Source organism: Vibrio sp. M260121 (genome assembly GCF_036533715.1).
Classification (GTDB): domain Bacteria; phylum Pseudomonadota; class Gammaproteobacteria; order Enterobacterales; family Vibrionaceae; genus Vibrio.
This window is the reverse complement of the sequence record NZ_JATABF010000019.1, coordinates 19,321-31,709: the sequence shown is the minus strand read 5'-3', so window position 1 is coordinate 31,709 and position 12,389 is coordinate 19,321. Positions and strand designations below refer to the sequence as shown.

Sequence of the window (12,389 nt, the reverse complement as noted above, 5' to 3'; positions counted from 1 at the left end):
TTACATCATGACGACGTCAAACTGCTCCTGAATGTACAGGGGTTCAGCTTGAATACGAACTTGCTTACCAATAAATACTTCGAGTTCAGCTAGTGCATGGGATTCATCACCCAATAGTGTTTCAGCTACGTATGGCGATGCGTACACAACGAAGTTGTCTGCATCATACGCACGATTCACTCGAGTGATTTCACGTAGGATCTCGTAACACACGGTCTCAACAGTCTTCACGCTGCCGCGACCTTCACAAGTAGGACAGCTAGAACATAAGATATGTTCAATACTTTCGCGCGTACGCTTACGAGTCATCTCAACTAAGCCTAGTTGAGTAAAGCCATTAATGTTGGTTTTCACTCGGTCTTTTGATAATGCCGCTTCAAGAGAGCTTAGAACGCGCTTACGGTGTTCATCCGATGCCATATCGATAAAGTCGATAATGATGATGCCACCAAGGTTACGCAGACGAAGTTGACGTGCGATTGCTTGCGTCGCTTCAACGTTGGTATTGAAGATGGTTTCTTCTAGGTTGCGACGGCCAACAAACGCGCCGGTATTGATGTCGACCGTAGTCATGGCTTCCGTTTGATCGATGATCAGGTAGCCGCCGGACTTAAGCTCGACTTTGCGTTCAAGAGAGCGTTGGATTTCGTTCTCTGTGTCATACATATCGAAGATAGGCTTATCGCCTTCGTAGAGTTCAAGCTTCTCAGTCAACTCTGGCACATATTCAGAGGTAAACTCTTTTAAGTTCTCATACTCTAGGCGAGAATCGACCATGATTTTGTCAAGCTCAGTACCTACAAAATCACGCAGAATGCGCTGCGCTAAACCTAGCTCACCGTACAAGGTAGAGCGGGTTTTGTATTTCGAGCGACGCTCCATGACTTTCAGCCATAAACGCTTCAAAAATGCCGCATCTTGAGAAAGTTCTTTTTCGTCTGCACCTTCTGCGGCAGTACGAATGATGAAGCCACCATGCTCATCACAGTAGTGATTGACAACTTTCTTTAAACGCTCGCGTTCTGTTTCACTTTCAATACGCTGAGAGACACCGACGTGGCTAGCACCCGGCATAAAGACAAGGTAACGCGATGGCAAGGTGATATCGGTTGTCAGACGTGCGCCTTTAGTGCCCAGAGGATCTTTCACCACTTGCACAACGATGTCCTGACCTTGGCGAACCAATTCAGAAATATCACGTACTTGGAATTGTTGCTTTTCGTTTTCTGCCACACATTCGGTGTGTGGAACGATATCTGATGCGTGTAAGAACGCCGCTTTATCAAGACCAATATCAACAAACGCCGCTTGCATGCCTGGCAATACTCGGCTCACTTTGCCTTTGTAGATATTGCCAACAATGCCACGACGCGATTCACGTTCTATATGAACTTCTTGTAGTACTCCACCTTCAATCATGGCCACACGAGTTTCACTCGGGGTCACGTTTAGCAGCAATTCTGCACTCATGTGCACACCTCAAAACAATTATAAAAATTCTTGAATTAGCTGATCGGTTTCGAACAAAGGTAAGCCTACTACGGCGTGATAACTGCCTTCGATTCGGGTGACGAAACGCCCACCGAGTCCTTGAATACCATAACTTCCAGCTTTATCGCATGGTTCGCCTGACTGCCAGTATCGTTCTATTTCTTCTTCAGTCAGTGTTTTGAACCACACGTCAGTGATAACGACCACTGAATGTTGTTGTTCTTTTGATACGACGCTCACCGCAGTCATCACCTGATGCTGACGACCGGACAGATTGCTGAGCATGCGTTTTGAATCTTCGAAATTTTTAGGTTTCTCTAACACGTGGTTATCGCATACCACCACGGTATCTGAGCCCAATACAACGGAATCAGGCTTAGCCATCGCTAAGCCTGCTTGAGCTTTTTCCAGAGAGAGACGCAAAACATAGTCTTTTGCTTGCTCATGATCTTGTTTGGCTTCCTCTATATCAGGAAGCACAATATCAAAGTCATAACCTAATTGAGCAAGCAACTCTTTTCTTCTCGGAGAACCCGATGCGAGAACGAGGGATAAGCCCTTTTTCACAACGCTACCTTACGTGCCATGCGCGACGGACGCGTCGCATAAGTAAAAACATCCATGGCCAAAGTATACAGTTTATTGCCGCAGTCCACAGAGATAATGGATTAAATACTACGTCTTGGTTCAAATATTCCCCACAGAATATGAGAAGTTCCAGTAGCACGGTAAAAAAGGCAATCAAGATAGATTGTTGCCAAAGCGCCATGTTACGGATCACCAAGAAATTCAAGGCCACCAAGTAGATAATGATCGACATCATCATCCCTCGGATACCGAGCGTAGAGCCAATCAATATGTCCCACAACAAACCTAAGATCAAAGCGGTACCGACGTTAACACGGTGAGGCAATGCCAACACCCAGTAACAGGCCACTAAGAACAGCCACGACGGACGCAGCAAATCGAGCACGCCCGGCCATGGAATAGTTTGTAAGACTAGCGCGACAAAGAAGCTGACGCCGATGACCATTCGGCTTCTAAATACACTATTGGCCATCGGTTACCTCTTGCTCTGAACCTTCTTCGACATTGGATTGCAGTACTTTGTGTTGACGGTCTTCATTCGGCCAAATCAACAACAAGTAGCGCAGACGATCAAACTCAACCACAGGTTCAGCTTTGATCGATGCAAACTCTTGGCGAGTGTCATGATCGACATTCGTGACGGTTGCGACTGGGTAGCCTTCAGGGTAAATACCACCGAGACCCGACGTCACTAGCAAGTCGCCCACTTGGATGTCAGTACTGGTTGGGATGTGTTCCAGTTGGATTTCATCCACTTCACCATTACCGGAAGCGATCACACGAATATCGTTACGAATCACTTGAACAGGAATCGCGTTTTTCGCGTCTGTTAGCAACAATACGCGTGCGTTGTGCGCTGCAACAAACGTTACCTGACCAACGATACCTTTCTCGTTAATAACAGGCTGACCAACGTAAACACCATCAATACGACCTTTATCAATCACCACTTGGTGGCGATATGGCGAGGTATCGACAGCCATCACTTCTGTGACGACTTTCTTTTCGTCACGAACGAATGAAGAGCCGAGCAGTTTACGCAGGCGTTGGTTTTCTTCTTTATATTGGTCGAGCAAGATCAGCTCGCTCTTCAGGCGAAGCACTTCTCGCTTCAAACTGCGATTGCCTTCAATCAGTGCCTGACGAGTGTTTAAACTCTCGAACATTCCATCGAACATGCTACGAGGCAAATTAGCTGCGTATTGAATTGGCGCAACCATACTGTTCAATAGGTATCGGACGTTGGAAAACGTATCTAGACGGTTATCAGCCAGCATCAAGCTCGCCGACACGATGACAGCAAAAAACAGACGTAATTGCAGAGATGGGCCTCTGCCAAAAATCGGTTTCATCTTGTTTTTAACCTGATTGCTACCATGATTATTGAGCCTTACTTGGCAACCAGAGAATCTAATGTAAGTGGATTCTAGGTATGGAGCAGATTGAAATTACAGAGAGCGGAAATGAAGGTGAAGCCCATATGGACTCCACCCTGCATTTTATTCTTCAGAGAATAGATCGCCACCGTGCATGTCGATCATTTCTAGAGCTTTACCGCCGCCACGAGCCACACATGTTAGTGGGTCTTCAGCGATAACCACTGGAATGCCAGTTTCTTCCATTAGTAGACGGTCTAGGTCTTTAAGCAGTGCACCACCACCCGTTAGTACCATACCGTTTTCAGAGATATCAGACGCTAGCTCTGGTGGACATTGTTCTAGTGCAACCATCACTGCAGATACGATGCCAGATAGCGGCTCTTGCAGTGCTTCTAGGATCTCGTTTGAGTTCAGGCTAAAGCTACGTGGCACACCTTCTGCAAGGTTGCGACCGCGAACTTCGATCTCTTGAACTTCATCACCAGGGTATGCAGAACCGATTTCGTGTTTGATCTTTTCAGCTGTTGCTTCACCGATCAAGCTGCCGTAGTTACGACGCACGTAGTTGATAACGGCTTCATCAAAGCGGTCACCACCGATACGTACAGAAGAAGAGTAAACCACACCGTTTAGTGAGATAACCGCAACTTCCGTTGTACCACCACCGATATCGACCACCATTGAACCTGTTGGCTCAGATACGCGAAGGCCAGCACCGATTGCCGCCGCCATTGGCTCGTCAATTAGGTAAACTTCACGAGCGCCAGCGCCTAGTGCAGATTCGCGAATCGCACGACGCTCAACTTGAGTCGAACCACAAGGAACACAAACTAGTACGCGAGGGCTTGGTTTAAGGATGCTATTGTCGTGCACTTGCTTGATGAAGTGCTGAAGCATTTTTTCTGTTACGTAGAAGTCAGCAATAACGCCGTCTTTCATTGGGCGGATTGCTGAGATGTTGCCCGGCGTACGACCAAGCATCTGTTTTGCCGCATGGCCTACAGCAGCAACGCTTTTTGCAGAACCTACACGATCTTGACGAATAGCAACTACAGAAGGTTCATCAAGGACGATGCCCTGTCCTTTTACGTAAATTAGAGTGTTGGCAGTACCTAAATCGATAGATAGGTCGTTAGAAAACATGCCACGAAGTTTTTTAAACATATTCTTCGCTCATCCTGCAAAAATTTAGAAGACAAAAATTGTCCTAAATGTACCAATGCCTCGCTGTCACAGCAAGGCATTGGTACACAAACATGAGCAGAAAGCCTCAATTTCTTGCAGTTTCCTTACTTAACGCAAAAAACCGAAGTTTGTTACTGTCCGGTTAACCCCGGTTCACCACGATAAATCACTCGGTCATTACCACGATGAATACCAAACGTGACAACCGATGATGGGTTTTCTTCACCAGCGTTATCTTTATTCCAGTTGTATTTAAGCCATGGTAAACCATTTGCAGAGGCATCAAGATCTAACCAAACGCGCGTCTGCTGACGATATGACTCCGCTTCTTTAGCCGTTACCGTTCGAGAGTAACCTTCAGAAACTTTACCACCACCTCCTAATGTGACCGCTTTAGGGGCCGCATCAGTACCTTTTGGCCAAATATGCGCTTCAGCAGCAGTGACACCTTTCACATCGGTTTGGCTGTCATGAGGGTTAGCGACAAAGCGGCTACCATTCCAGTATTCAACTCGGAGTGGCACATGTAATGTCGAACCTTGGTTACCACCAACATCATCTAGGTCGATACGACCAAAGCGAATGTCAGGTTGTTTTACTAAACGTGAGTTAGAGTCTTCGTCAGCAATAAACTCAACAGGATCTGCATTGTTGGTGTATATCAAACCAATTTGTGATTTGTCAGTACCGTTCACTGAGTTAAATGGTCCATCAGGGTAGTTGCCACCCAAGTCTTTATTCCAACAAGCACTGCCAATGCACTGACCACTATTACTGATTGAGAAGTCTCCGATACTTTTATCCGATTCATTACTCCAACTGCCGGCGCCAAAATCTGGCGCATCGAATCGACCTGAGTAATGCTCAATATCATCTAGGTTGAATTCCGCTTTTGTAGAAAAGTCGGCATAGTTCTTAATCGCAGCTTTGTTAGCATTCAAAGCCTCCACGCTGAACTCGACGGCATCGAAGGGCTGGTTCATATAAGCAAAGCTTTGTGATTCAGGGTAATCCCAATCACTGGAGATGACTTGGAAGAATTTAGGGTAAAATCGACCGATAACCTGACTATCCTCATCAAGCGACATCCCCAAATAAGAAGCGTTGGTCGTCAAATTCAACGAGCCCGCTTCATTCCAAACATATTCCCCTTCCTTACCCGATGCTGCTTCAGCCTTACTAAACGTTAATGAACCAACAAAACCATTATCTTCAGACAAGTTGGCAAGCTCGCCGTCAACTGGATAAGCAACATCAAACTTAATGTCTAACGGAGCATTGGTATTGTCACTCGAGAAGTAGTTCTGAGTCAGCGGGTAATCACAGATATCCGTTGCGCTACCACGTGATTCGCTATGAACAACAGGCTTGTATGTCACATTAAAACTTGTAGCGGAAGGAATAAAGCCATTCCCTGTAGCTTGCGTGCCCGGGTTGCTCACATCGCCTTCTTTCGACTTAACATCACAAATAGCAATTTTCCAAGGGCGAGACTTAACATTAAACGAACCATTTAGCATGACGGTTTCTTGCTGCGAGTCATCACCTTCTTCTGGAGCAATAGGACAATCGTCAGCATACTGTGGATCACACACAAAGTTAGGGTCCGTCAGGGTTATTGTATATTCGCCCGATTCCATTAACTTGAAATCTTCTATAGAACTACCGTTTTCACTCTTCACAAACTCAGGCGTGTAACTCAAGAGGCTGTCATCATCACGCCCCATTTTTGGCGTTTCAAGTTTAAGTGCAATGTTCGGCGTACCTTCATAGCTCTTAACAACGGTTTGCTCTCCGCCACTGCATGCCAATACTTGTGCAGTAACCGACTTAGATTTTCCAGCAATCACACTCTGATCATCAACATGGAACTTAAACGGAACGTACTTAAACGTCGCTGTCTGAGTTTGATTGCCATCCTCTTCTAACGTGACCTTTAATGAGTAAGTTTGATCGAGGTCGATGTTGGCAGTGTCGTTCACTGATACCGATAACTCGAGCTCGCCTTTAGTTCCATCATTCATACTGGTACGGAAGCGAGGATAACTGCCTGAACCGATATGATTAGCCACAGACACTGTAAAGTCACTTGCACTGCTCGCAGGCAGTACCTCGACGTTAACCCAGGCACTTTCAAGTTCACCTTGGTTTTTTGTTTCGATAGTAAAGGCTGGCTTTTCAACGCCACACATCAGCGCATATTGTGCTTTTGGTGATACGGTCAGTTCATAATCATCTAACGGTGGTAAACATGATGTCGCAGCATGCACTTCGGCATTGTTGTTCATGTCGATGTCTTTCGCCGTGACCGCACCGTATATGACGCTATGGTTACTCAGATAAACTTTGTCTTCACTGTAAATCAAGCCGACAACTTCAGAGTGGTTGGCGATATCAACCCAATCTTGAAGCGTACTGCCTGCCGCAGGAGCTAAGCCATAAACATTCACGCGCATGTTGCCGGTAAATACAGGGTTATTCTCAGCGTTGACATCCATCCCCATATAGGACTTGTTCGCCAATGCAAGCGCCTTAGTATTTATGATAACTTCGGTACCCTCTCTTACGAGGATCTTACCGCCGGTGTTGATTTTGACTGAGTCAAACCAGTATTTACCTGGTTCAAGCGTTAGCACACCGTCCACATTCAAGTGCTTAACATTGGTACCTTCAGAAAAGGTAACTCTGTCATTTTCACCTATAATTCGGTTACTCCAACTGGTGGTTATCGGGAAATTTTCTAGTCCCTCTTTACCTATCAACAAGCCCTCATCACCATGACATTCATACCCATCACAGGCGTCCGACTTGTTTTGCCCAGAAACAGTACCGGGCATGAAACCAACCACTCGCTTCCGGTCACCACCGACTGTTAAAACTGGAGCGCCCAAGATTTTTGATGTGTTGGATAGAACTAGAGTGCCATCAGCGCCATCATTCACCAACTCTCTGCGCCATGTCTGAACGGGTGCATTAAAGGCATCACAGATAGGGTTAGGGTTGGCTTTCTCAAACATAAACCAGCCCACATCCTCATCCAAGTGACCGCGCTCTTTATCCTTCTGCATGTCTTCTTCAACGATAAATGCAACAGAGTCCCTCTTAATGTCACAACGGCGTAACCAACCACCGTTATTACCACGTCGGGAGTTTTTATTAGCCACTAAAACTGGTGGGCTAACAAACCCTGCAGTATCAGGGAAAGGCGTGTAAACCTTACATCCCTCATAAATTGGATCGATGACCGGATCTTGTTGATCCAACGTGTATTCAGTTTTACCTTGCCCCAACCAAAAACGTTGCCCATTGATGTAACCAAAGCCTTCACCAGCAACAAACGCCACGGTCTCATTGTCGTTAAGAACATTGAAGGTTTCGTGACCTTGGTTATTCTTCTTATAAACTTCTGATTTTTCTAAAGCGAGTTTAAAGGAGGCTGTATTCGCATCCCTAGCCATCCCAGTAAACCAGTTGTTAGTACCGTCATTGTTTTTGGTTTGCGGCTGAACTAACACACCTGGTTTCCCATCAAACCCCGTCAAACCATAGTCGTCAAAATCAATGGTGATGCCATTATTCTGCTCATTGATACCTTTGTTATTATTTTTATATTGAGATGCAGCAACGTTGGTCTTGATAGTACCCGCGACAATTTTTGCACCATTATTGAGCTCTAAAACTCCGGGTTCGATAACAAAGAAATCAACCTTCGCCAGTTCCTTTTGAACCTGAGAACTATTCTTATCTAAAAAGGTGACATGTCTATCTGCTTTTTGATGTGGAGGGAACTCTTGCACGATAGTTGCAGAGTTGTGTGTCGTGTGAACGACAGAGATACTCGATGGATACTCTGTTTTACGAGGATTCTTGCTCGATAATGTTTTATCGATGGTAGGCATGACAAAAACAAGCGGTTTAGGATGGCTTGCGTCATACGTATTTTCAAAGTGGATAGTACAAGTGTACTTACCGCCGGTCATGCTACAGGTGCTATTGTCAACCGTACCAAACTCAAAATCAGGTGAACGGTTAATTGGCCCTCCAGGATTACCAGGATCCACAGTGTTAGAGCACTGAATATTGTCGACATCATCTCCAACATCAACAACCCAATGCTGACCATTATCCAAATTCACGGTTTGGGTTTCTATTAGCTTATAATTAGCCGCGCCTTCAAATTTGCGGTAATACTTCAACGTATTTGAGCCAGCCTCATGAGTAATCTTTATGTTGTAATCAACATCATCAATCAGCCGCTGCTCATTGAACAAGTAGTCATAGTTATTGGTATTACTTCTCTTATGACCCGTGTACCAGAGCACATACCCATGACTTCCTTGCTCTAACTTTACAGCTTGGTATTCATCATCTCCCTCGACATCAAAGCTAACTGTAAAGCTATTTTGACCTTTAACTGAGCACTGTGAAGCATGCACAAAACTCGGCAGCATGAGCATGAGTGCTAATAAAGCATTTAGCGTTTTCATTATTATTTACTCCCTAACCCAAATCTCTTGTTGTCGCTGTACTTGTACAACCCCGGAACCACAAATTGCTGTGGCTTGCACTCTAAATAGAGATTCAGCTTCAGAGGTACCTGCATTGAAGGTACCAATGTTTGAACATGTCATAGCACTTAATTGACAGCCAGTGCCTTGTGTAACATTCGGTGTAGCACCACTTACCGTGTTAGCACAAAAGTTGGCTACATCAGGATTCTTATCGTTTAAAGGATATAGCTGAGTCAGTGCCCACTCATTGGCAGATTGCGCAATAAACCAAGCTTTAGTGCCTAGAAATTCGCGAGTCAACGTACTCTGATTTGACCAACTCACCTTCATTAAAGATGCAGCTAAATAGCCCATCACAATGATGACGAACAAAACGACGATCAGGACATTGCCTTGCTGAGCATTTTTACGGAACATTGAGCACCTGCACATCTTGTTGGTAAACACTGCGCTCCCCGTTTTGAGCGAACTCTAAGTTGATATGCACAATGCCGCCACGTTGAAGGGTTGGCTCAAGGTAGTGCATATCACTCGCTGAAGTATCGACACTGTCCGCAACCGTAATGCCATTACGCGTGATTTGACTGTTGTCAAAACAGTAACGTACTTCTGAGTTGTTCTGGTAGATGTAATGACGGCTAGAAATGGAAGTACCACCAATCGTACTTGCTGCACCACTGACAACAAAAACATCGCCAGTTTTGGCTAAACCGCCGACCGCTAAACTCTGTGGAGAGGTAGATTGTAAGTCTTCGTAGCGACTTGGGTTAATCACCATCCAACGGTTAGCAGGCATGGGGTTTAGCGTAGAGTCATTGCCGAGTAAAAACTCCAAGTCATTATTCGTCAGAGTATAAAAGCCTGAATACTCAATCGGCACAAATTCCAAACAGTTTGCAGCACCTGCAGGCACATGAAAGCTGTTTGGGACTGCGTGACGAATTTCTCGTGACATTTTCTCTAGCACAAACTGCGCTTGCGTTTGCATTCGTTGGCGATCAATCGTGTCTGCGTACCCCTTCATGCCTAACTGCACGTAACCCGCAATACCAAGCATGATGAAGCTACCAATTACGATGGTGACGATCATTTCCATTAAGGTGAAACCACGAGTTTTCATTCAGTAGTTACCTCTTATTGCAGTTAGTGTTAGAGGTTGAGCATTACTAGCAAAAATCGTAATCGTGACTTTTTTATAGTTAGTGACTCCTGTCGGGGGAGTAGCACTCAGATCGTCATACGCCACGCCAACTTCAACTCTGAAGTTTCGGTACTTATCTTCACTACTTGTGCCCAAAATATCTGAGATATTGCCTCGGCTCGTCTCTTGGCATTGAGCAACCGTCGTTGGCGTACTCCAACAACCGATGTAATCATCGACATCGTCAAAATTTTCGGGAATAGACTCACCAGAGTCAGGACCGAGATTGGCCGGTAGGGTGCAGGAAGTCGAGTTCTCACCACAACGCAATAGACCGCCATCAAAGTCACTGTTCTCGTCAAAACCACGAGCCAAAATTTGCGACATAAAGCTTTGCCCAAGCGCGGTTGCTCGGGTTTGGTAGTGTGGCATTGCAGAGTCGCGAATTTGAGGAACAAGGAAGGAGGTAAATGCCACCATCGCAATGCCCATCAGGACAATAGCAATGATCATTTCAGCTAAGGTCATACCGAGTTGCTTTCTCATGAGCATGAGCCCTCAGAGACATAACCTTGAGAGTTAATCAGCACTCGACATTGGCTTTGACCATTTACATCGCGGATAAGAATAGACACACCATCGGAAGCAACACTTAATGGGTTCCCTAATAAATCAAAGCTAATTGGACTTGTTGCTCCAGTTAGACTGAACGTTGCAGCGGAATCTTCAACCAAGTCACTACGGGCGTCCTTCTCATTACCACTCAGCGAACAAGCCGCAACTGAGCCGATACAACTAGAGGAAACTTCTAATTGGAAGTTGGTATCCGTGGTTGAGGTATTTGATTGCATGCGATTCACCTGTACTTGGCGAATCACTGAAATAGCCTGTTCTTGAAGCGCAAATGCGGAAACACTGCCCTTGCCCATAAAGCGGCTAGCAGCGTAGAGAGAAAGAATGGAAAGGAGGACGATCACTAGGATCAGCTCCATTAATGTAAACCCTAATGCAGAGCTGCGAATTTTCATAACCCAACCTTAGGCTTAGGACAAGCGAAATAAGTATACGATGAAATTATGAGAATAATGATAGATTTATAAGTTTTAAGTTCGAACTGTGAGCAAGTGTACAAATAACCATCGGCAGGTTATTTCTCTCCTTTAGAACGCTCCAATTCTTCTTCAATTCGATCGTAAGTTTCTTTGTTGCTTAGCGTCTCAGAAACGTGCTCAGCGGTTTGCTTAGTTTGCTCCCACTTAGCTTCGTAAGTTTCTGGCTCGAAACTGATAAATCTTGGTAATACCACATAACCGATCACACCTAAGATAATCAGCACGACAACAAACTCTATCGCACTAAGACCCGATGATTTACGCATATGAACTATTCCGAGATTAATCAAAATAAGGAGATAAAGGCCAGACTAGCTGGCCTTTATCCTGAGAATGTTAGTTTGAACCACATTCAGTAGCAGTGCTAGTAACAACAACTGTCGCAGGAGTATCTTTACCTGTAGCTTGGCTGTATTTCACACATTTCGAATCGTAGTTATCGAAACCATATGAAATGTATGGATTCGCGCCTGTGTCTACAGAGTGCTTTACAACCCAGTCTTCAGACAAACCATCAACAACTAGTGATAGTGCTGCAGATGTAGCGTCTGGGTAACCGTAAGTAAGGCCTAGAGTTGATGAACCAATGCTAATTGCACCGTCAGCGGCAGCTTCTTGACCTTCAATTGCTGCTTTACCGTAAGTAATGCCAGCCGCACCAGTCATAGCACCTTTCAAGCCATCAAGTGCTGAATCACGAGCGTCATCTTGTAGGTTAAGGAAACGTGGTGCTGCAGTTACCGCTAGAATACCTAGGATTACAATTACCACTACTAATTCGATAAGGGTGAAACCACCTTGTCTTTTCATTGTTTACTCTCTCTATGTAAGCATGCAGAGTGACTGCAAAGTTTATCGGTCATGCGACCATTTTGGATAATGTCAAAACGGTGTGGCATCTCAGCGATAAACCAATGTTTATCCATTGAGCCCTTTTTCTACCGCTTGAGCAGAATGACGATTCGCCATTATTAAGTTAAAG

At 45.2% G+C, this 12,389-nt stretch carries 12 protein-coding genes; all 12 read right to left on the bottom strand.

The window, feature by feature from the left end; all coding sequences use genetic code 11:
• Entirely contained in the window at window positions 1-1,470 is a 1,470-nt protein-coding gene (gene rng, locus QTO06_RS12230) for a ribonuclease G (protein WP_005438152.1), read from the bottom strand.
• Between the two features lie 18 nt (window positions 1,471-1,488).
• Complete coding sequence (locus QTO06_RS12225; protein ID WP_009707646.1) at window positions 1,489-2,058, bottom strand: Maf family protein; 570 nt, start codon at window positions 2,056-2,058, stop codon at window positions 1,489-1,491.
• A gap of 4 nt (window positions 2,059-2,062) precedes the next feature.
• Entirely contained in the window at window positions 2,063-2,551 is a 489-nt protein-coding gene (gene mreD / locus QTO06_RS12220) for a rod shape-determining protein MreD (protein ID WP_020195896.1), read from the bottom strand.
• Window positions 2,541-3,431 (bottom strand): rod shape-determining protein MreC, encoded by an 891-nt coding sequence (mreC, locus tag QTO06_RS12215; protein ID WP_009707647.1) that lies wholly within the window; start codon window positions 3,429-3,431, stop codon window positions 2,541-2,543. Before mreC ends, mreD begins: the two co-directional genes overlap by 11 nt.
• 147 nt (window positions 3,432-3,578) lie before the next feature.
• Complete coding sequence (locus QTO06_RS12210) at window positions 3,579-4,622, bottom strand: rod shape-determining protein (protein WP_005381144.1); 1,044 nt, start codon at window positions 4,620-4,622, stop codon at window positions 3,579-3,581.
• Between the two features lie 152 nt (window positions 4,623-4,774).
• Complete coding sequence (locus QTO06_RS12205) at window positions 4,775-9,130, bottom strand: DUF6701 domain-containing protein (protein WP_331408270.1); 4,356 nt, start codon at window positions 9,128-9,130, stop codon at window positions 4,775-4,777.
• A 6-nt stretch (window positions 9,131-9,136) separates the two neighbouring features.
• Complete coding sequence (locus QTO06_RS12200) at window positions 9,137-9,571, bottom strand: MSHA biogenesis protein MshP (protein ID WP_331408269.1); 435 nt, start codon at window positions 9,569-9,571, stop codon at window positions 9,137-9,139.
• Window positions 9,561-10,274, bottom strand: a complete 714-nt coding sequence (locus QTO06_RS12195; protein WP_331408268.1) for a PilW family protein — start codon at window positions 10,272-10,274, stop codon at window positions 9,561-9,563. Before QTO06_RS12195 ends, QTO06_RS12200 begins: the two co-directional genes overlap by 11 nt.
• Complete coding sequence (locus tag QTO06_RS12190; RefSeq protein ID WP_331408267.1) at window positions 10,275-10,841, bottom strand: type IV pilus modification PilV family protein; 567 nt, start codon at window positions 10,839-10,841, stop codon at window positions 10,275-10,277.
• Complete coding sequence (locus QTO06_RS12185; RefSeq protein ID WP_005432805.1) at window positions 10,838-11,323, bottom strand: type II secretion system protein; 486 nt, start codon at window positions 11,321-11,323, stop codon at window positions 10,838-10,840. Before QTO06_RS12185 ends, QTO06_RS12190 begins: the two co-directional genes overlap by 4 nt.
• A gap of 119 nt (window positions 11,324-11,442) precedes the next feature.
• On the bottom strand, window positions 11,443-11,673 hold the full coding sequence (locus QTO06_RS12180) for a type II secretion system protein (RefSeq protein ID WP_005432800.1): 231 nt from the start codon (window positions 11,671-11,673) through the stop codon (window positions 11,443-11,445).
• A 70-nt stretch (window positions 11,674-11,743) separates the two neighbouring features.
• Window positions 11,744-12,217 carry a type II secretion system protein gene (locus QTO06_RS12175; RefSeq protein WP_061010753.1) on the bottom strand — a complete coding sequence of 158 codons (474 nt, stop codon included), beginning with the start codon at window positions 12,215-12,217 and terminating at the stop codon, window positions 11,744-11,746.
• Window positions 12,218-12,389: the final 172 nt, after the last annotated feature.

What these genes read in the sequence shown, in the direction of transcription:
- QTO06_RS12180 (WP_005432800.1), bottom strand. Translation starts at nt 11,673, where the DNA reads ATGCGTAAATCATCGGGTCTTAGTGCGATAGAGTTTGTTGTCGTGCTG.
- QTO06_RS12175 (WP_061010753.1), bottom strand. Translation starts at nt 12,217, where the DNA reads ATGAAAAGACAAGGTGGTTTCACCCTTATCGAATTAGTAGTGGTAATT.
- mreD (WP_020195896.1), bottom strand. Translation starts at nt 2,551, where the DNA reads ATGGCCAATAGTGTATTTAGAAGCCGAATGGTCATCGGCGTCAGCTTC.
- QTO06_RS12190 (WP_331408267.1), bottom strand. Translation starts at nt 10,841, where the DNA reads ATGAGAAAGCAACTCGGTATGACCTTAGCTGAAATGATCATTGCTATT.
- rng (WP_005438152.1), bottom strand. Translation starts at nt 1,470, where the DNA reads ATGAGTGCAGAATTGCTGCTAAACGTGACCCCGAGTGAAACTCGTGTG.
- QTO06_RS12200 (WP_331408269.1), bottom strand. Translation starts at nt 9,571, where the DNA reads ATGTTCCGTAAAAATGCTCAGCAAGGCAATGTCCTGATCGTCGTTTTG.
- mreC (WP_009707647.1), bottom strand. Translation starts at nt 3,431, where the DNA reads ATGAAACCGATTTTTGGCAGAGGCCCATCTCTGCAATTACGTCTGTTT.
- QTO06_RS12185 (WP_005432805.1), bottom strand. Translation starts at nt 11,323, where the DNA reads ATGAAAATTCGCAGCTCTGCATTAGGGTTTACATTAATGGAGCTGATC.
- QTO06_RS12205 (WP_331408270.1), bottom strand. Translation starts at nt 9,130, where the DNA reads ATGAAAACGCTAAATGCTTTATTAGCACTCATGCTCATGCTGCCGAGT.
- QTO06_RS12195 (WP_331408268.1), bottom strand. Translation starts at nt 10,274, where the DNA reads ATGAAAACTCGTGGTTTCACCTTAATGGAAATGATCGTCACCATCGTA.
- QTO06_RS12210 (WP_005381144.1), bottom strand. Translation starts at nt 4,622, where the DNA reads ATGTTTAAAAAACTTCGTGGCATGTTTTCTAACGACCTATCTATCGAT.